Annotated in this window: 18 protein-coding genes; 11 read left to right on the top strand and 7 right to left on the bottom strand. The window is 62.7% G+C overall.

Going from position 1 to position 18,448, the window contains the following annotated elements:
* Positions 1–58 precede the first annotated feature (58 nt).
* Positions 59–568, bottom strand: coding sequence for a MarR family winged helix-turn-helix transcriptional regulator (locus tag WG907_RS13720; protein WP_340233617.1), 510 nt, complete (start codon positions 566–568; stop codon positions 59–61).
* 117 nt (positions 569–685) lie between these two features.
* Between WG907_RS13720 and WG907_RS13715 the strand changes: the two genes are divergently transcribed.
* The 4 genes from WG907_RS13715 to WG907_RS13700 all read left to right on the top strand — a co-directional run bounded on the left by WG907_RS13715 (position 686) and on the right by WG907_RS13700 (position 6,121).
* Positions 686–1,645, top strand: a complete 960-nt coding sequence (locus WG907_RS13715; protein ID WP_340233615.1) for a DUF7064 domain-containing protein — start codon at positions 686–688, stop codon at positions 1,643–1,645.
* A 3-nt stretch (positions 1,646–1,648) separates the two neighbouring features.
* Positions 1,649–2,536: an enoyl-CoA hydratase-related protein gene (locus WG907_RS13710; RefSeq protein ID WP_340233613.1), complete on the top strand. Its 888-nt coding sequence runs from the start codon at positions 1,649–1,651 to the stop codon at positions 2,534–2,536.
* A gap of 275 nt (positions 2,537–2,811) precedes the next feature.
* Positions 2,812–5,175 (top strand): TonB-dependent receptor, encoded by a 2,364-nt coding sequence (locus WG907_RS13705; RefSeq protein WP_340233611.1) that lies wholly within the window; start codon positions 2,812–2,814, stop codon positions 5,173–5,175.
* Between the two features lie 73 nt (positions 5,176–5,248).
* Positions 5,249–6,121 (top strand): TIGR03619 family F420-dependent LLM class oxidoreductase, encoded by an 873-nt coding sequence (locus tag WG907_RS13700; RefSeq protein WP_340233609.1) that lies wholly within the window; start codon positions 5,249–5,251, stop codon positions 6,119–6,121.
* Between the two features lie 55 nt (positions 6,122–6,176).
* Here WG907_RS13700 and WG907_RS13695 read toward each other — a convergent pair whose 3' ends face one another.
* Positions 6,177–7,577, bottom strand: coding sequence for an aromatic ring-hydroxylating oxygenase subunit alpha (locus WG907_RS13695; protein WP_340233607.1), 1,401 nt, complete (start codon positions 7,575–7,577; stop codon positions 6,177–6,179).
* A 210-nt stretch (positions 7,578–7,787) separates the two neighbouring features.
* Between WG907_RS13695 and WG907_RS13690 the strand changes: the two genes are divergently transcribed.
* From WG907_RS13690 to WG907_RS13675, 4 genes are read left to right on the top strand one after another with little or no spacing between them, the layout of a single operon-like run.
* The gene (locus WG907_RS13690) at positions 7,788–8,783 is read left to right on the top strand and encodes a DUF7064 domain-containing protein (RefSeq protein WP_340233605.1); all 996 of its coding nucleotides are present in this window, start codon (positions 7,788–7,790) and stop codon (positions 8,781–8,783) included.
* Positions 8,784–8,812: 29 nt separating this feature from the next.
* On the top strand, positions 8,813–9,394 hold the full coding sequence (locus WG907_RS13685; RefSeq protein WP_340233603.1) for a hypothetical protein: 582 nt from the start codon (positions 8,813–8,815) through the stop codon (positions 9,392–9,394).
* Positions 9,395–9,421: 27 nt separating this feature from the next.
* The gene (locus tag WG907_RS13680) at positions 9,422–9,889 is read left to right on the top strand and encodes a nitroreductase family deazaflavin-dependent oxidoreductase (RefSeq protein ID WP_340233602.1); all 468 of its coding nucleotides are present in this window, start codon (positions 9,422–9,424) and stop codon (positions 9,887–9,889) included.
* Positions 9,890–9,895: 6 nt separating this feature from the next.
* Positions 9,896–10,183 (top strand): DUF1330 domain-containing protein, encoded by a 288-nt coding sequence (locus WG907_RS13675; RefSeq protein ID WP_340233601.1) that lies wholly within the window; start codon positions 9,896–9,898, stop codon positions 10,181–10,183.
* Between the two features lie 20 nt (positions 10,184–10,203).
* Here WG907_RS13675 and WG907_RS13670 read toward each other — a convergent pair whose 3' ends face one another.
* The 5 genes from WG907_RS13670 to WG907_RS13650 form a co-directional block, all read right to left on the bottom strand.
* Positions 10,204–11,019 carry an enoyl-CoA hydratase/isomerase family protein gene (locus tag WG907_RS13670; RefSeq protein WP_340233600.1) on the bottom strand — a complete coding sequence of 272 codons (816 nt, stop codon included), beginning with the start codon at positions 11,017–11,019 and terminating at the stop codon, positions 10,204–10,206.
* A 19-nt stretch (positions 11,020–11,038) separates the two neighbouring features.
* Complete coding sequence (locus tag WG907_RS13665) at positions 11,039–12,022, bottom strand: alpha-ketoacid dehydrogenase subunit beta (RefSeq protein ID WP_340233598.1); 984 nt, start codon at positions 12,020–12,022, stop codon at positions 11,039–11,041.
* An 8-nt stretch (positions 12,023–12,030) separates the two neighbouring features.
* Positions 12,031–13,014: a thiamine pyrophosphate-dependent dehydrogenase E1 component subunit alpha gene (locus tag WG907_RS13660; protein WP_340233596.1), complete on the bottom strand. Its 984-nt coding sequence runs from the start codon at positions 13,012–13,014 to the stop codon at positions 12,031–12,033.
* A gap of 22 nt (positions 13,015–13,036) precedes the next feature.
* Positions 13,037–14,203, bottom strand: a complete 1,167-nt coding sequence (locus WG907_RS13655) for an acyl-CoA dehydrogenase family protein (protein WP_340233595.1) — start codon at positions 14,201–14,203, stop codon at positions 13,037–13,039.
* A 117-nt stretch (positions 14,204–14,320) separates the two neighbouring features.
* The gene (locus tag WG907_RS13650; protein ID WP_340233594.1) at positions 14,321–15,106 is read right to left on the bottom strand and encodes a glucose 1-dehydrogenase; all 786 of its coding nucleotides are present in this window, start codon (positions 15,104–15,106) and stop codon (positions 14,321–14,323) included.
* A 115-nt stretch (positions 15,107–15,221) separates the two neighbouring features.
* Between WG907_RS13650 and WG907_RS13645 the strand changes: the two genes are divergently transcribed.
* From WG907_RS13645 to WG907_RS13635, 3 genes are all read left to right on the top strand, one after another.
* The gene (locus tag WG907_RS13645) at positions 15,222–15,749 is read left to right on the top strand and encodes a VOC family protein (RefSeq protein WP_340233592.1); all 528 of its coding nucleotides are present in this window, start codon (positions 15,222–15,224) and stop codon (positions 15,747–15,749) included.
* Between the two features lie 77 nt (positions 15,750–15,826).
* Positions 15,827–17,227, top strand: a complete 1,401-nt coding sequence (locus WG907_RS13640; RefSeq protein WP_340233590.1) for a phosphotransferase family protein — start codon at positions 15,827–15,829, stop codon at positions 17,225–17,227.
* Positions 17,224–18,369, top strand: a complete 1,146-nt coding sequence (locus WG907_RS13635) for an epoxide hydrolase family protein (protein WP_340233588.1) — start codon at positions 17,224–17,226, stop codon at positions 18,367–18,369. The genes WG907_RS13640 and WG907_RS13635 overlap by 4 nt, the downstream gene beginning before the upstream one ends.
* Positions 18,370–18,448: the final 79 nt, after the last annotated feature.

Below are 18,448 nucleotides of genomic sequence, written 5' to 3'. Positions count from 1 at the left end.
TCGGTAATATCGGCCTTGAGGCACGGATTTCCTTTCGATCGGCGCGGCCAGCGCCGGTTTATTCCTCCAGCAACAACTGCCGGATATTGGCCTTGACCGTCGCCAATGCATTTTCGGTGATGCGCATATGTTCGGCCGACACGCCCTTGAGGATCGACTTGTTGAGCTTGGTCCCTGCCTTCTGCATTTCGGCGATCACCTCATACCCCTTGTCGGTGATGAACACGCGGCGCGCGCGGCGATCATTGGCGTCGAGTCGCCTTTCCACCAGGCCGGCGCTTTCGAGCCGGTCGATCAGGCCGCCGATCGTCACCTTGCCGACATCCATGATGCGGGACAGGTCGACCTGCATCATGCCGTCATTACGTTCGGCGCGCGTCAGGTTCGCCAGCACGGACCATTGCGACCGCGTGACGCCGCGCGATTTCATCACTTCATCGAACAGGGTTCGCCGCATTCTCGATACGTCATGGACCAGAAATCCAAAGCGAAAAGGCTTCACGACCGGCCGGTTTACCTGCTCGTCACTATCTTCACTCTTCTTGCGCGCCATGTTCGTTCCTACCATTTTGGCGCATCTTAAGGGATTTCGATACTGGACGGCAAGCCGCCATGAAGGTTGCATTCGCATCGTATGCTAGTATACCTAAATGCTATAACGACGACAGGTCAGGAGAGCAAGCCAATGCTGCTGCACGAGGATTATCCCCATACCGTCCCGACGCGCGCCTGGCTGCGCTGGAAGGAAAATTATTTCTGGGTTTTCATGGACCCGGATCGGGATATCTGCTGCCTCGCCCATTGCACCGCCGAGCCGACCTACGACCGCGCGTTCATGTCGTTCGTCGTGCTGCACAAGGGGCAAAAACTGATCGCGGGCAAGGAAGTGCCGCTGCCATCGCCGTTCGAACATCAAAAGGTTCTGAACTATGGCGGCCTGACGCTCAACTTCCTCAAACCCCAGGCGGAATTCCGCATCGAATATGAGGATGAGCATGTCTCGGCGGTGCTCAACTTCAGCCGCCGTATGCATTTGTTCGACTTTCAGGCATGCGCCGACGTCAATCCCGACTGGTTTTCGGTGTCGGAAAACACCGCGTTCGAACGCAACAGCTTTCGTCATCAGGGCCAGTGCATGAACGCGACCGGCAATGTCAGCTTCAAGTCCGGCGACTGGGCCGGCACATCCATCGATGTCGACGGTTCGGGTTATCGCGACCATAGTTGGGGCATGCGCAACGATCATATGACGCTGGACCATAATTGGTCCTTCTTCAACTTCCCGACCAAGGGCTTTCACCTGTTCCGCGTGCGCAATATATTACGGCCCGGCAGCATGACGGCGGAAGGCTATATCGCGCTGCCCGAGGGTAATGAGGCGATTCGCACGCTGGAGATCGAAAATGTCGGGGAGGGGCCGGAGGGCATGCCCGACAAGGTCATCTTCCGCACCACGACCTTCAGCAACGAGCGTTTCACGCTGGTCGCCGATGTCGGCAACGCCTTTGCCCGCCTGCCGTTGCAATCGCAAAAGCCCGGCGCGCAAACCTATCTCAATGTCGAAAATATGTGCCATGTGCGCTGCGAGGAGACGGGCGAGGAGGGCCTCGCCAATGTCGAGATCGGCAAGCTGCTGGACGCCTGAAACATGACCGACGCAGCCGACGGCTTTCGCTATGAGATCGATGGCGCGGCCGCGGTCATCACCTTCGACCGTCCCGACAGGCTGAACGCCTTTTCGCGTCCCATGGCGGCCGATCTCGTCGCTTTGCTCGATGCGGCGGACCCGGATGACGCCGTGCGGGCGATCATCCTGACGGGGGCCGGGCGCGCTTTCTGCGCCGGTGCGGATCTGTCGCCGGGACAATCGTCTCTGTCGGGCGGCGCACCACGCGGTGCGGAGGAAGGCCCGGTCGACTGGTCCGACCCGCAGACGCGCGACTTCGGCGGGCTGATCACCTTGCGCCTGTTCGAAAGCCGCAAGCCGGTGATCGTCGCGTTCAACGGCCCGGCGGCGGGGATGGGGGTCACCATGGCGCTGGCGGCGGATTTCCGGCTGGCCTCGACCGCCGCGAAATTCGTCCTGCCGTTCACGCGGCGCGGCATCGTCCCCGAATCGGCGTCGAGCTGGTTCCTACCGCGCCTCGTCGGCATCGCCCGTGCGCTCGAATGGACGATCACCGGCGCGACCGTGTCCGCGCAGGAGGCGCTGGAGGCGGGGCTGGTGCGCAGCCTGCACGCACCCGATGACCTGTTGCCCGCCGCGCATGAACTGGTGCGCGGGATCGCCCTCAATACGGCGCCCGTGTCCGTGGCGATGACGCGCCAGATGCTCTGGCGCGGGCTTGGCATGGCGCATCCTGTGGACGCGCATCGCGTCGAAAGCCGGGGCATTTACACGCGCAGCCGCGCGGCGGACATGGGCGAAGGGGTCAGCAGTTTCCTCGAAAAGCGCGCGCCCGACTTCCCCGACTCGATCAGCAGGGACCTGCCGGATCTGCCCGGCTGGTGGCTGGACATATTGGGCAGGGCGTGACGCCGCCATCATGTGCGGCATTTCAGCCACTCTACCGAAATTTTATCTCATTTCAGCTATGATTCCGATGACACCATTGACCGACTAAACCATCGGATATAAGTGTGCATGCATACGGTAACGTGCACGCCTATATTCATGCATATGGTAGGCATAGTTTCTGTCGTCACGACAGGCGAACGCGGCCAGTCCGGTCACCGGCCCGGCCTTATTCGCCCGATAATAAAAGCGCCCTCAAGTGCGTGTCCTGTTTACCCGATCACAGGGGAGGAAAAATGTCTCATATGTTCCAGCTTCAGCATCGTCGCGGATTCCGCGCAGCTCTTTTGTCATGCGCCGCGCTGGCGGGCGTGACCAGCGTCGCCCCGGCGCTCGCCCAGAATGTCGGCCTCGAAGACATCGTCGTCACTGCGCAGAAGCGCGCTGAAAATGTTCAGGATACCCCGCTCAGCGTGACCGCCATCTCCGGCGAGAAACTGGCGGCCCAGGGCATCGGGACGGTTCAAGAGCTCAACCGCGTCGATCCCGCGCTTCAGATCGGTCAGTCGACCGGCACGGTCACGACCTTCATCCGGGGCATCGGCAACCCGGTGACCACCGCAGGCAACGAAGCCAGCGTTCCCGTCTATATCGACGACGTCTATTTCGTCCGCGCGGCTTTCCCTTTCTTCGATCTGGCAAGCATTTCGCGCGTCGAGGTTCTCAAAGGCCCGCAAGGCACGCTGTTCGGCCGTAACGCGAGCGGCGGCGTTATTTCGATCTACACCAGGGATCCCGAATTCACGCCCGCGATGGAAGCGCGCCTCGGCTACGGCAATTTCCAGACCATGGATGGCAAATTCTATGGCAACCTGCCGATCAGCGACACATTGGCCGCCAATATATCGGTCAGCTATCATAACCAGGATCAGGGATGGGGCCGCAACAAGCGCCTCGTCGACCCACTCGACACGTCGAAGGGCTATAAGCCGGGGGGCGAGGATTATTGGAAAGGCCGCAGCTTCAGCACGCGTGGCAAGATCCTGTGGGAGCCGACCGACACGCTGTCGCTCAAGCTGATAGGCTATTATGAAAAGAGCCATAGCGAGATCGGCATCTACAGCCGGCCCTTCCCCGGCACCGTCGGCGGCACGCCCGATGGCGCGCATAATGGTTTCGCCAATCTGCCCGGCGTCTTCCCGATCCCGTCGCAGGTTCTGCCGCCGCTCGGCTTTTACGACGTCCCGCTGGGCGATACGCAGAAAATGTATGACGCTTCGGAAGGCTATGGCTTCTCGGGTCGCGTCGATTATGAAATGGGCTTCGCCGACATCGTCAGCATCACGGCCTATCGCAAAGCCGACGAGCTTTATGCATCCGCCGGCAATTATTCGCCCTATAATTGGGCGCGCTACGACCTGAACGTCATCGACAAGCAGATCTCGCAGGAGTTCCAGCTGAAATCGAAGGCCAGTTCCAAGGTGAACTGGATTGCCGGTCTCTATTATCTGAATGCCGATGGCGGCTTCAACCCGACGACGATCTACGGACCGGCCGTCGAGGGCCTCGGCATTCGGCAGATCGACATCATCGGCAAGCAGAAGGTCATTTCGCACGCCGCCTTCGGTCAGTTGACTTATCCCGTGACCGAAACGACCAACATCACCCTTGGCGCGCGCTATACGATCGACAAGGTGCGGGGCGATGGCCAGACCAACGTCACCTTCCTGCCGGGGGTATTCGGTCCCGGCGCGGTTACGCTGAACACCCAGAAGTTCGATGCGACCAATGATTTTGGCGGAGCGCGGGGCCTGACCATCGTCAACGGCGTCAATCCCGACCATGAGAAGAAGTTCAAGAAATTCACCTTCAAGGGCACCATCGACCAGAAGCTCGGCGAAGACGCGATGGTCTATGCGAACATCAGCCGTGGTTACAAGGCGGGTACGTTCAACACGCTGCCGCTGGACAATGCGGCGCTTCAGCCCGAAGTCATCGATGCCTATGAAGTCGGCATCAAGTCGGAACTGTTCGATCGCCTCGTTCGCCTGAACGTCGCCCTGTTCTGGAACGATATTTCCAACCCTCAGGTGCAGGCGCAACGCAACGGCCTCGTCTTCCTGACGAACGCGGGTTCGGCACGGACGAGGGGCGCGGAATTCGACCTGACCGTGGCACCGGCGCAGGGCCTGACCCTTCGGCTCGCGGGCAGCTATCTCGACGCGCGCTTCCGCGATTTCCAGGGATGCCCGACCTATGCCTATTCCACGACCGCGCCGGGCAATCTCGACCAGCTCGTCACCAACTGCTCGGGCAACCGCATGCCTTACGCATCGAAGTGGAAAGGCACCGCTGCGGTCAACTATACGCATGAGGTCGACGGCACGGGAACCTTCGATTTCGACGCGTCCGTCAACTATTCGAGCAAATTCAACTGGGATGCCGACAATCTGATCAAGGAACCGGTCCGTATTCTCGTCGACGGCGCGATCGGCTTCACGCCTGCCTCGCTTGAGCATGTGACGCTGCGCGCCTGGGTCAAGAACCTGACGAACCGCAAATATAACCTCAACTATTATGCCCAGGCTTCGGGTTCGGCCTTCTCCTCCGCTCCGGGCGCGCCTCGCACCTATGGCGGCGAACTGGTCTTCAAATTCTGAAAGCTCAAATCCGTATGAAACGCGATGGGGGCGGTCAGTTGCTGGCCGCCCCCTTTTTTATGGAAAGACGGGCATGAACTATTGGCTGCACATTCATAATACGCCGCCCGAACAGGGGCTGGAACTGGCCGTCATGGCCGAACGGCTCGGGTTCGAGGGCGTGTTGGGCGACGACCACTGGTTCATGCCGGCGGGTTCGGGCCATCAGGACCCCAATGAGCGCGCGCCGCTACCGATGGACTATGTCTTCCCGGATCTCTTCGCATTCGGCGGCGCGGTGCTGGCGCGCACCGGCCGGTTGCGCTTTGGCAGCTGCATCATGGTCCTCGCCAACCGCACCAACCCCTTTCTGGTCGCGAAAGCGGCGGGCACGCTGGCGCGGATCAGCGGCGACCGCTTCGTCATGGGGGTGGGCAGCGGCTGGATGCGCGATGAATATGACATGGCGGGCGTGCCATGGGAAACGCGGGTCCCGCGCACCGTCGAGATGATCGATATATTGCGCAAGCTCTGGGGGCCGGGGCCGGTCGACTATCATGGCCGCTTCTTCGACTTCCCCGCCACCTTTGCCGAGCCGCGGCCCGCAAAACCGATCCCGGTCTATATGGGGTCGGTCGCCCCGGCGGCGCTGCGGCGCACGGGTGAGATCGCTGACGGCTGGATGGGCATGACGTCGAAGCTCGCCGACCTGCCCGGCCAGATCGCGCTCATCGACGAAGGACGGGCCGAAGCGGGGCGCCAGGCCATGCCGTTCGACTATATGGTCGGCCTCGCGCGCAACGAGGACGGCTCGCTACCCTCGCTCGACGATTACCGGCGCGCCGCTGATCTTGGCGTGACGCAGCATCATGTCGGGCCGATCGATCACGCGCTGGGCGTGCTGCGCTCGTCCTTCGACGACAAGAAAAAATATGTCGAGGATTTCGCCCGCCGCATCATGCGCTGACACAGAAAGGGGCGCGGGAGGATATCCCGCGCCCCATTTGCTCGTACCCGCGCGATCAGCGCGCGATGTCGCGATCGATCAGTTCATGCCAGGTCTGGATCAGCCCTTCCTGATAGGCGCCGAGCCGTGAATGCGGCGCTGCCGGGTCGGCGGCCTTCAGGCCGCGCTGCACCAGCGGCAGGTTGCTCATATCCTGATCGAAGATCATCCCCAGGAAACTATAAGCGGGCGCCATCTGCGCGATGCTTTCATGCTCGCCGATCTCGATCGCTTCGGCCGCCGGGGGCCGGGGCTGCCCTTCGGCATAGGGCATCAGCAGGCGAACGTCGAAATAGCAATAATCGGGGTCCGTCTCGTGCGGCAGGAACTGGTAGACGAACGGCACCGCTTCCGACAACCACAGGGTGAAGTGCGGATAGAGGAAGTAGAGCGAGCTGTCGACCATCACCGCATCGGGCTGGCGGGTGGGCCGGCCATAGGTGTTTTCATAAACATCGCGCGCCCACTGGCCCGCCTGTGCCCGGACATCGCCTTGGGGATCGATCTGCGGCAATGTGGCGTCGGGATAATGCCACATCTGTTGCACCTGCGCGAAGGCGAGGCCGGCGGCGACCGCAGTGGCGGAGGCATCCGCATGCATGCTCGGCACCGCGGATGGCACCGCCTCGCGGCCCACCGCGCCCATCGGCGTCGTGAAAATATCATATTGCGACTGGCTGTCGCCGGTGAACGGCACGCCTTCGGGATGGGTGGCGTAAAGATGGTAGGATTCCTGAAAGGCCTCCTGCGTCGTTTTCCAGTTGGCGTGCACCAGCTTGCGGAACCGCGCCTTGGTATAGCGCTGCTCGGGCGCGAACGCCTTGAAATGCTCCGGCATCGGGCCAAGCGCGTCAGCCAGCGGGCGCGCGTCTTTGTCCGCATTGATGAAGATGAACCCGCCCCAGCACTCCAGCTTCACCTCCGGCAGCGATCCGTTCAGGCGCGTAATGTCGGGAAAGTCCCAATGGCTCGGGATGCGCTTCAGGCGCCCGTCGATATTCCATTCCCATGCATGATAGGGACAGCGGATCGTTTCGGCCGACTCCTTCTTCGCGCACAGCATCGTGCCGCGATGCAGGCAGCTGTTATGGAAAGCGCGAAACGCGTCCGGCGCGGACCGCACGATGAAATAGCCGTGCGGCCCGACCTGAAGCGGCACGCGATCGCCGACCTGCGGAATATCCTCCTCGCGGCAGGCGAACAGCCATTGTTTCGACCAGATCTTGTCCAGCTCCAGCTTGAAGAAAGCAGGATCATGATAGCGGCTATAGTCGATCTGCCGGTTGTCGGGCTCATAATCGCCACGCTCGCCCATCGCGGTGTTGGCGCCGACCGAATCGCGTTCCCATAATTCGCTCAGCAGCGGCCGCTCAGCGCTGCCATATCCGCGCAATCTGTCCCGCGATCCGGTTGCCATGATGCTCTCCTCGACGCCTATTCGTATGCTAGGATACGTTACGCCTGTCGGCTGGCGGTTTCAAGAGGGTCAGTTTGAGAAGGGCCAGTCCGAAAACTGTGTCGTGCCGATCGGACGGACGGTGGCTATCATCACAATCTGCTAGCATATCATGTGCGAGCATCCTATAATCGCATCCAGAAAAATACGATATGCAGGATGGAGAAGCGGATGTCGGATACCGACTGGAACAGCAATCTGGGCTTGGGTTTTGGCCAGCACCAGCCGGGCGACGAGTTTTTCCACGGCACCGGCGAGCCGGTCGATTCGCTCACCGAAACCTGGTTCTGGAACTTCCACGTCGCCGAGGCCGCGATCAACTGCTTCGCCTATTGCTGGGTCCACCCGACGCTCAAGGTCGTGTCGTCGGGGCTGTTCATCTATCAGGGGCTCAAGGCCAGCCATCTGGAATGCGAGCTGTTCGAATATCGCGACTATATGTCGATGGGCGTCGTCGGCGATGGCAGCGACATCCGGTTGCCCAACGGTTTCCGCGCACAGGCCATCGACCCGCTCAATCATGTCCGCCTGACCTTCGACGATCCGCAGCGCGAAACCAGCGTGCATGTCGATCTGCGCGCGGTCGGCGTGCCGATCATGCGCGCGAACAACAAGCATTTCGAACAGGTGATGCACGCCACCGGCGAACTGACCCTGCGCGGCAAGAGCTACAAGGTCGACAGCCTGCCCGTCCGCGACCGCAGCTGGGCCGAACCGCGCCCGGAAAATCATAATCCCGCGCCCCCCTATACCTGGGTCACCGGCACGTTCGGGGAAGATTTCGCGTTCAACGTCGGGTCGCATGACGACCCCGATCGCAACCCCGACTGGATCGACATGATGCCGGTCCCGGCGCGCATCTTCAACGATGGCTGGGTCGTGGTGAACGGCGAGCAGCGGCGCGTGGTCAAATCGTCGAAGCTCACGACCCGGCGCGGCGAACGGAACAGCCCGGTCACCCACGACTATAGGTTCGAGGACGACAGGGGCGACGCCTATCGTATCACCGGCGAACTGATCGCACAGACGGAATGGGGCGGCTGGTCGAACACCAGCTGTCACCTGGGCCTTGTGAAATGGGACTGGAATGGCCGGGCCGGCTTTGGCGAAAGCCAGGAAGTCCATTGGAACGACTATGTCTGGCGGATGGGACAAGCCCGCAAATAGGCGCGCACAGTATCGGAAGGGGGTGAGACATGACGGCACCGCGTCTATTGGGCTGGCTCGTGATCGCGATCATGAGCGTGCTGATGGCCAATATCCTTATCCATGACGGCATGGATCATGGCGTCGGCTTTGACACGTTCGCCGCCGGGGCCTCGAACCCGTGGCAGTTGTTCATCAACAATGACCTCGTCACCGGCCTGCTTTTCATGTGCGGGTGGATCATCCTGCGCGAACGGGGCGGACGGGTGATCGACACCATCGCCTGGGTGTGGATGGTGATGTGGTGGGGAAATATCATCGTCGGCGTCTATGTGCTGCGCGCCGCCTGGCAGGCTGGAGCAGGGCAGGCGGGTACAGGGCAGTCGGGTGGCGACTGGCACCGCTTCTTCCTCGGCCGGCATGCAGGCAGCCTGCCGCCGGTGACGATCGCCGCACCGCTGCGGATGCTGGCGGCCCTCGCCGCACTGGCGGTAGCGATATGGACCATATGGACGATCAGGGCGACGGGTTTCGCCCCGATCCCCACGATGGGCCTCACATTGGGCTTTGCACCGATCGTCCTGACCTTCGCGCTGCTCGCGCTTCCCGCGCGGCCCGCTCCAGCCCGATAACTTCTAGCAACAGGATCAGCCAGACCCATGTCCGTACCCACATTCAACGACATTCCGACCGACATCAACCGGATCATCGCCGCGCATATCAAATTGCACCTGACCGATCCGGCGGCGGCCCATATGTGGGACGCGACACCGGTCGGCACGCCCAGGCTCGTTCCCACGCTGCTGCTGACGACCATCGGCCGCAAGAGCGGCGAGCCGCGTCATGTGCCGTTGCGCTATCTGGACGATGGCGACGGCTATCTGGTGATCGCGTCCAAGGGTGGCCATGCCGAACATCCGGTCTGGTTCCTGAACCTGATTGAGGACCCCGACTGCGAAATTCGTGTGGGCGCGCCGCCGGTACGGGCGTTCGCCCGCATCCTCGATGGCGACGACTATGCCGGTGCGTGGGCCAAAGTCGTCGCCGAGGATATCGTTTATGCCAAATATCAGAAGCGTGCCGAGCGGCGCATTCCGGTCGTCCGCCTCGAACCGGTCAGGGGTTGAGATATCGTGCCCGCTTATCTGGTCGTCGACGTCCGCTATGACGATAAGGGCTGGACGCAGGCCTATCGCCGCGACGTGCCCGCGATGATAACCGCCTGGGGCGGGCGCTATCTGGCGAAGTCGCTTTCGCCCGAGCGGCTGGAGGGCGAGGGCGAGGGCCCCGACACGCTGGCCATACTCGAATTCCCGTCCGCCGACATCGTGCGGCAGTTCCTGGCCAGCCCCGAATATGCGCCTTATGCGAAGGCGCGGCAGGCAGGCGCGCGCACGACCACCTATCTGCTCGAAGGCTGAAGCGCTCTTCGCCGGCCCGATCAGCGCGTCGAGGGAAAGTCGGGCGCGCGCTTTTCCATGAAAGCGGTGACGCCCTCGGCAAAATCATCGTCACCGACACAGGCGACGATGCCGTCCGTCTCGCTGTCGAGAATTTCGCTCAAGGTGAGGGCGGGCGAGGCGTTGACCATCATCTTGGCCCGGCGGATCGCGGTCTGCGGCGCGCGGGCGAGCCGCTTGGCCATCTTCAGCGCCTCATCCTCCAGCGCGTCGGCCGCGACGATGCGGTGCAATATGCCAAGGCGCAAGGCTTCGCTCGCATCGACCCTGGCCGCCGTCATCAGCAACATGCGCGCCATGCGGACCCCGACCACCTGCGGCAGCACCGCCGTCACGCCGCCATCGGGGGTCAGGCCGACCCGCTGGTGCGCGAATATGAAAGCCGCCGTCTCGTCGCCGATCGCATAGTCGGCCGCCAGCGGATAGAAGAGGCCGGCCCCCGCCGCCGCGCCGCGCACCGATGCGACGATCGGCCGGTCGAACGCGGCGATCGCTTCGATCAGGCCCCGTGCGAGCGGCAGGCGGCGCGCGAAATCGGCCTGCCGCGTTGCGACATCCTGCTTGATCGATTCGGAAAAGCTGGCGACGTCGCCACCGGCCGAAAATATCTTGCCCTCGCCACGCACCAGCAGGCAGCGCACCTGTGGCGTCGCCTGCGCGACCCGGAACAGGTCGGTCAGGCCCGGCACCGCCGTCTTGGGGATGGCATTGCCAAATTGCGGGCGGTTGAAGGACAGGCGCAGCACGCCATCGGCCAATTCGACCAGATAGCTGCCGTCTTCGGCCGATTCGATCATGTGTATGTCCTCATCCGGTTCAGGCGAGAGCGGCCCTGACGGCAGCGACGATCGACGCCGCATTGGGCGCGAACGCCTGTTCCAGCGGCTTAGCGAAAGGCACCGGGGAATAGGCGCCGCCGACGCGCTGCACCGGGCCCTTGAGGTCGCTCCATAATTGTTCGTGGATCACCGACGAGATTTCCGCGCCGACGCCATATTCCTTCACCGCTTCGTGGACGACGACCGCGCGGCCCGTCTTCTTCACCGAGGCCAGAACCGTTTCGCGATCCCAGGGGGAAACCGTGCGCAGGTCGATGACCTCGGCGGCGATGCCCTCCTTGGCCAGTTCCACTGCGGCGGCGGCACTGTGCACCGCGCCGATCGAATAGGAGATGATCGTGACATCCGCGCCTTCCTGCACGATGCGCGCCTTGCCGAGCGGCACCGGCTGAAAGTCGACCTCGCCCGGCGTCCAGTAGAGCGCCATCGGCTCGACGAACATCACCGGGTCGTCATCCCGGATCGCCGACAACAGCAAGCCATAGGCGTCGGACGGGTTGGATGGCATCACCACCTTGATCCCCGGCGTATGGGCGAACCAGGCCTCCAGAAAGTCGCTATGCTGCCCGCCTTGCGAAAAGCCGCTGCCGGTCATCGTGCGGATGACGATCGGAACGCTCGTCTGCCCGCCGGACATGAAGCGCAGCTTGGCGGCATGGTTGGTGATCATGTCCATCGCGACGGTGACGAAGTTCATCAGCATGATTTCGGCGACCGGGCGAAAGCCGATCAGCGACGCGCCGATCGCCGCGCCCATGATCGCCTGTTCGGAAATCGGGGTCGATTTGACGCGGTCGTCGCCGAATTTGGTCGACAGGCCGCGGGTGACGCCGACGACGCCGCCTTCTTCACGATCCGCGACATCTTCGCCCAGCACCAGCACATTGGCATCGGCCTCGCACGCGGCATGCAGCGCCGCGTTGACGGCCTCGATCATGTTCATTTTCTTGGGGTTCGTCATGGCGGGCCTCAGGCGAGTTCATACGCGAAAACGTCGCGTTTCAGTTCGGCGATATCGGGCAGGGCACCGGCATAGCCGGCGGCCACCGCCGTTTCGATCGCGGCCTTGATCTCCGCCTCGATCCCGGCCAGGTCGGCCTCATTGGCGATGCCGTCGGCGATCAGGCGCGTGCGCAGGGCGGGCACCGGGTCCTTTTCCCTGCAATCGGCCAGTTCGTCGCGTGGGATATAGCCCGCCGCATCGCCGACCAGATGGCCGTTGAAACGGAAAGTCATCGCCTCGATCAGGGTCGGGCCGTCGCCGGCGCGGGCGCGCTCGACCGCGATCCTGACCGCGCCATAGATTTCGTCGGGATCGTTGCCGTTCACCGTCACGCCTTCCATGCCATAGCCGGCGGCGCGCATGGAGATGTTCTTGACCCTGGTCGAATTGGCGAAGCTGGTATGTTCGGCGTAGCGGTTATTCTGGCACAGGAAGATCACCGGCAGGTCCCAAAGCGCGGCCAGGTTCAGCGATTCATGGAACGCGCCGATATTGGCCGCGCCGTCCCCGAAATTGGCGACCGACACCTGCCCCTTGCCCTTGAGCTTCGCCCCCCAGCCAAGGCCCACCGCGATCGGCATGGACGATCCGACGATGCCCGTCGTGACCATCATCCCCTTTTGCGGGTAGGTCAGATGCATCGGGCCGCCCTTGCCCTTGCACGATCCGTTCACGCGCCCCGCGAGTTCGCCCCACAGGGCTTCCAGCGGAAACCCCTTGGCCAGCATGTCGTGGGTGCCGCGATAGATGGTGCAGATATAATCCTCGTCGGTCAGGTTCGCTGCGACCGCCGAGGGAATGATTTCCTGACCCTGCGTGGAATAAAAGGGCATCATCAGCCGCCCGGCGGTCATTTCCTTGATGACGCGCTCGTCGTTCAGCCGAATGAGCGCGGCACTCTTGTACATGGCCAGAAGCGTCGCCGCATCTGGCTTGGGATAATTGGACACAAGTGCCTCCTTCGAAGGGGGATCAGTATGATTTGGGGAGGTCGAGCACCTTTTCGGCGATGAAGCTCAGGATGAGCTGCTCGGTGATCGGCGCGATGCGCAGAAGGATGGATTCGCGGAACAGGCGCTCGACCTGATATTCGGTCGAATAGCCCATGCCGCCATGCGTCATGACCGCGCGGGTACAGGCGTCGAATGCGGCGCGTCCGCCCAGGAACTTGCCGGCATTGGCCTCCGCGCCGCAGGGCAGGCCGCTGTCATACAGGTTGGCGGCGCGCATGATCATCCAGAAGGCGCTTTCCAGATAGGCCCAGTTTTCCGCGAGCGGATGCTGGATGCCCTGATTCTCGCCGATGAAGCGGCCGAACACCTTGCGTTCGCGCGCATATTGCGACGCGCGCGCCAATGCGCCACGGCCAAGCCCGACCGCCTCGATGCCGACGAGAATGCGTTCGGGGTTCAGGCTGTGCAGGATATAGTGGAATCCCTTGCCTTCCTCGCCGATCCGGTCCTCCTCGGGTACGAAATAATCGTCGATGAAGGTGGCGTTGGAATCCACCGCGTTGCGGCCCATCTTGTTGATACGGCGCACCTCGATCTGCGATTTGTCGAGATCGGTGTAGAACAGCGTCATGCCGTCGGTCGGCTTCTTGCACTGATCCTTGGGCGTGGTGCGGGTCAGCAGCAGGATCTTGTTGGCGACCTGCCCCGAAGAGGTCCAGATCTTGCGGCCGGTGACCCGGTATCCGCCGTCCACCTTCGTCGCGAAAGTCGTGATGCTGGTGGTGTCGAGGCCCGCATCGGGTTCGGTCACGCCGAAACAGGCGCGATCGGTGCCGGCGATCAGGGGCTTTAACATCCGCTCCTTCTGCTCTGGCGTACCGTTCACGACGACGGCGTGCGGGCCGAAAATGTTGAGGTGAAGCGTGGACGCGGCGGAATAGCCGCCCGCGCTGCACGACACTTCATGCATCATGATCGCGGCTTCGGTCACGCCCAGATTGGCGCCGCCCAGTTCTTCGGGCATGGTGATGCCCAGCCATCCGGCGTCGGCCATGGCCTTGTGAAATTCGAACGGAAAGCTTTTTTCCTGATCCAGTTTCGACCAATATTCGTCGGTAAACTGGTCGCACACCCGCTTAACGCCCTCGCGAATGGCTTCCTGCTCTTCGGTAAATTTGATGTCCATGGGACCTCCGCTTGGGTCATGCATGATCGCGCCTGAACGCCGGCAATCTTGGTACGCATTCTTACTATATGCTAAGTTTTTTTAGTCAAGGCCGCGACGGGAAAAGCTGACGCGGCATCAATGCGGGGTCACGCCGCCGTCCACGAACATTTCCGCGCCCGTGACATAGGATGCCGCGTCGGAAGCGAGGAAGGCGACGACCGCCCCCACTTCCTCCGCATGGCCCATCCGGCCCATCGGGATGAGGTCGCAAAGCGCCTTCACTTCGGGCAGATCGGCCTTTCCATCGTCGCCGAGCAGCATTTCGGTCGCATGGGGACCGGGATGAACGGAATTGACGCGGATGTTGGCGCCGGTCTGGGCCAGATGAATGGCGGCGGATTTGGTGATGTTCGCCAGCGCCGCCTTGGTCGCGGCATAGCTGGCGGTGATGGCGCTGACCCGCCGGGTCGAATTGGACGCGATATTGACGATCGCGCCGCCGCCGGCCGCCTTCATCGCCGGGATGGCCGCCTGCATGCCCCGAAAGGGACCCAGCAGGTTGATGTCGAGGATCGCCTGAAAATCCGCGACGGTCAGGCTTTCGATCGTGGCTGCGGTCGCGATGCCGGCATTGTTGACGAGGATGGTGAGCGATCCGAATGCATCGACCGTCGCGGCGACGGCTGCCGCCCAATCCCCTTCGTCGCGCACGTCGAGCCGCACGAACCGCGCCGCATGCCCGGCCTCGCGTAATTCGGCCGCCGTCTGTTCGCCCCGGTCGACCAATATGTCGGCCAGCATCGCCGCGCCGCCGGCTTCGCATATCGCCCACGCCGCCGCTGCCCCCAGGCCGCGCGCACCGCCGGTGATCAACGCGACCTTGCCGCCAAGGTCGGGACTGTTGGTCCTGCGAATCGCCATATTCTCTCCTGCCAATATCGATCGCCCGCGCGATTCTGGTTGCATAGATAGGATGCTAGCATATGGTTGTGATCATAACCAGTGCGCGGCAAGCGTGAAAAGCAGGAGCGGAAACATGGCCAAGGCCCCCTATGGAGCATTTAATCAGGTCGCCTATATGGTGCCCGATCTGGACGAGGCGATCGACTGGTGGACGCAGGTAATGGGCGTCGGCCCCTTCTTCGTCTTTCCCGCCTTCGACGTGGCGGCGGGCGATTATCGGGGCCAGGCCCATGTCGCGCAGTTCGGCGCGGCGATCGCCTATTCGGGCGAGATCATGGTCGAACTGATCGAACCGCGCGGGCCCTCCATCTTTCAGGAGTTTCTGGCCGACGGACGCAAGGGCGTCCACCATCTGTGCACCTTCACCGAAGATCTGGCGACAACCGAGGCATGGATCTTATCGAAGGGCGGCGCCCGGTTGCAGGGCGCCCGCTTTGGCGACGGTTCGGAACTTGCTTATTACGACATGGCGGGCGACGAGAGCATCATCCTCGAAGTCGCGGCGCTCAAGCCCGAAGTGCTGGGGCTGTTCGCGGCGATCAAGGCGGCGGGCGCGGCATGGGATGGGAAAAGCAGGTTGTTCGATCCCACCGCCGGATAGAGCGCGCGCTTCACAGAGATGGTTTGGAGCGCAATATGACGATAAGCATGCGTAATTAAATGGAGAGGTGAGTCATCGTGTCGAATGCCCGCTATATATGGAGCGTCGCGACCGCGATGCGCAGCCGCGTCCGTCCCCATGTGACCGATAATGCGGCGCGCGATGCGCTCGACAATGGCATTCGCGTGCTGACCACCATGGCGAACGCACTGGAGCAAGGCCCCGACGTGCCCACGGCTTTCGCGACCGACGGGGCGGTCGCCGATACCGACCGGCTCGGCGGGCCACCGGAAAATGTCGCCGCCTGGCGCTCGACCGGCGCGGCCATCGCCCGTCTTGCGGGCGAGCTGGACCAGGGCGCCAGACCTTGCGCGCTGCTCGACGCCGTGCGCTGGGAAAAGTCGTTGCTCGACCAGGCGATCGCCCGGATCGATGCGGCCGAACGCGCCGGGCCGGTCGAGGAGGGGTCGGGCGGCAGCAATATCGATCCGCTGCGATTGCAGGCTTATCTGCGCCAGCGCCCCGGATGCGCCGATGTCGAAGTCACCGCCTTTCGCCTGATCGTCGGCGGCCGGTCGCGCCAGACCGCGCTCTTTTCCATAACGGGCGGGCAGGATCTGCCGGCCGACATGGTCATCCAGCGCGGCATTCCGGGACAGGTCGTCGCGTCGGTCTTTCTAGACGAGGTCAGGCAGTTCGACCTGCTCGAACAATTATTCGCGGTCGGCATGCAGGTGCCGCGACCGATATTGGTCGAACGGGACGCGCAGTGGCTCGACGCTGCCTTCATGCTGGTGGAGCAGGCCCCCGGATCGCCGGTGCAGCCCGATTACTGGTTGCCCGCGACCAGCGAACCGGTCGTGCTCGACCTTGCCCGGCAGATGGCGCTGTTGCACGCCCAGCCGGTGGAAACGGTAGGTCGAAGCCTGCCGCAGGCGCGCGAGCGCTACGACACGCAAAGCTGGCGCGACGAGATCGAGGGGTTCGCCGCGGCCTGGCACGACCGCGCCCACTGGCCCTCGATCAACATTTCCGCCGCCATCGCCTGGCTTCGCGACAATGTCGAATGTATCGACGATCGCCGAACTATCGTCCACAACGATATGATATTTCACAATATATTGGCGCAGGATGATCGCATCACCGCGGTGCTCGACTGGGAGCAGAGCGCGATCGGCCATCCCGGCGAGGATTTGGGCTATTGCTTCCCCGTCGTGATCGCGGTCACCGACTGGAACAGGTTCATGGATGCCTATCGCGCTGCGGGCGGCGCGGATGTGACGCAGCGGCAGATCCAGTTTTTCGCGCTGCGGGCGGGTCTGCGCCTCATGGGTCTGGTGTTGACCGGCGGGCGCGATTCCTTTGAAGGCGGGCTGAGCGACGATGTGCTGGTGGCGAGCGCGGGCGCGCATTTCAGCCAGCGCCTGATGCATCGCATCGCGGTCATACTCGATTCGATCCTGAAGGACGCGGCATGACTGACATCCGGCCCTTCACCCTGACGATCGACCAGGCCGAGCTGGACGACCTTAACCGGCGGATCGACCGGACGCGCTGGCCCGAGCGCGAGACGGTCGACGGCTGGGAACAGGGCGTGCCGACCGACCGGCTGCGTCGCCTCGTGGATTATTGGCGCAACGGCTATGACTGGCGGCGATGCGAGGCGATGCTGAACGGCTTTGGCCAGTATAAGACGCTGATCGACGAAATCGACGTGCATTTCCTGCATATCCGATCGCCTCATGCCAACGCCATGCCGCTGTTGCTGACGCATGGCTGGCCGGGGTCGGTCATCGAATTTCACAAGGTCATCGGTCCCTTAAGCGATCCGGTGGCGCATGGCGGCGATGCGGCGGACGCCTTTCACCTCGTCGTGCCGTCGTTGCCGGGCTTTGGTTTTTCGGGCAAGCCCGCGCATAGCGACATCGGCGTCGAGACCATCGCGCGGATGTGGGCGACCCTCATGCAACGGCTCGGCTATGACCGCTATGTCGCGCAGGGCGGCGACTGGGGCTCGGCGGTCACGGTGTCGCTCGGCGTGCAGGCCCCGCCCGGCCTTGCCGGTGTCCATCTCAACATGATGACCGTGATGCCGCCCGATCTGGGCAGCGACCTCGACGCGGCGGAACAGGCCGCTGTCGCCAAGGCGAAGCATTTCGCCGATGTGGAATCCGCCTATGCCCGGCTTCAGGCGACGCGCCCGCAGACGATCGGCTATCTGCTCGCGGACTCGCCCGTGGGACAGGCCGGCTGGATCTATGAAAAGCTGCGGACATGGTCCGATTGCGACGGCGAGGTGGAAACGATCTTCACCGACGACGAGATGCTCGACACTATCATGCTCTACTGGCTGACCAACAGCGGCGCGTCGTCGGCGCGGCTTTATTGGGAAAGCATGGGCAGCTTTCGCCCGCACAGGATCGACCTGCCGCTGGGCTACAGCCAGTTTCCGGCCGAAATCATGGCACCGCCGCGCAAATGGGCGGAAGTCGTTTTCAGCAACATCATCCACTGGAACAGCCTCGACAAGGGCGGGCACTTCGCGGCGTTCGAGCAGCCTGCGCTGTTCGTCGACGAAATCAGGACCTGTTTCCGCCAACTTCGCCGATCGGGCGCTTAGTAAGCTTATATATCATATATTGGCGTATATTCTTGATTCAATGTCGATTCGGGTGCCAAATGTTCATCTACCCTATCTC

The sequence above is a fragment of the Sphingobium fluminis genome (genome assembly GCF_037723805.1).
Lineage (GTDB): Bacteria > Pseudomonadota > Alphaproteobacteria > Sphingomonadales > Sphingomonadaceae > Sphingobium.
This window is presented reverse-complemented; position numbering and strand designations above follow the sequence as displayed.

Excerpts from the sequence above, each read along its gene's own strand:
- WG907_RS13720 (WP_340233617.1), bottom strand. The coding sequence starts at position 568 with ATGGTAGGAACGAACATGGCGCGCAAGAAGAGTGAAGATAGTGACGAG.
- WG907_RS13715 (WP_340233615.1), top strand. The coding sequence starts at position 686 with ATGCTGCTGCACGAGGATTATCCCCATACCGTCCCGACGCGCGCCTGG.
- WG907_RS13710 (WP_340233613.1), top strand. The coding sequence starts at position 1,649 with ATGACCGACGCAGCCGACGGCTTTCGCTATGAGATCGATGGCGCGGCC.
- WG907_RS13705 (WP_340233611.1), top strand. The coding sequence starts at position 2,812 with ATGTCTCATATGTTCCAGCTTCAGCATCGTCGCGGATTCCGCGCAGCT.
- WG907_RS13700 (WP_340233609.1), top strand. The coding sequence starts at position 5,249 with ATGAACTATTGGCTGCACATTCATAATACGCCGCCCGAACAGGGGCTG.
- WG907_RS13695 (WP_340233607.1), bottom strand. The coding sequence starts at position 7,577 with ATGGCAACCGGATCGCGGGACAGATTGCGCGGATATGGCAGCGCTGAG.
- WG907_RS13690 (WP_340233605.1), top strand. The coding sequence starts at position 7,788 with ATGTCGGATACCGACTGGAACAGCAATCTGGGCTTGGGTTTTGGCCAG.
- WG907_RS13685 (WP_340233603.1), top strand. The coding sequence starts at position 8,813 with ATGACGGCACCGCGTCTATTGGGCTGGCTCGTGATCGCGATCATGAGC.
- WG907_RS13680 (WP_340233602.1), top strand. The coding sequence starts at position 9,422 with ATGTCCGTACCCACATTCAACGACATTCCGACCGACATCAACCGGATC.
- WG907_RS13670 (WP_340233600.1), bottom strand. The coding sequence starts at position 11,019 with ATGATCGAATCGGCCGAAGACGGCAGCTATCTGGTCGAATTGGCCGAT.
- WG907_RS13665 (WP_340233598.1), bottom strand. The coding sequence starts at position 12,022 with ATGACGAACCCCAAGAAAATGAACATGATCGAGGCCGTCAACGCGGCG.
- WG907_RS13655 (WP_340233595.1), bottom strand. The coding sequence starts at position 14,203 with ATGGACATCAAATTTACCGAAGAGCAGGAAGCCATTCGCGAGGGCGTT.
- WG907_RS13650 (WP_340233594.1), bottom strand. The coding sequence starts at position 15,106 with ATGGCGATTCGCAGGACCAACAGTCCCGACCTTGGCGGCAAGGTCGCG.
- WG907_RS13645 (WP_340233592.1), top strand. The coding sequence starts at position 15,222 with ATGGCCAAGGCCCCCTATGGAGCATTTAATCAGGTCGCCTATATGGTG.
- WG907_RS13635 (WP_340233588.1), top strand. The coding sequence starts at position 17,224 with ATGACTGACATCCGGCCCTTCACCCTGACGATCGACCAGGCCGAGCTG.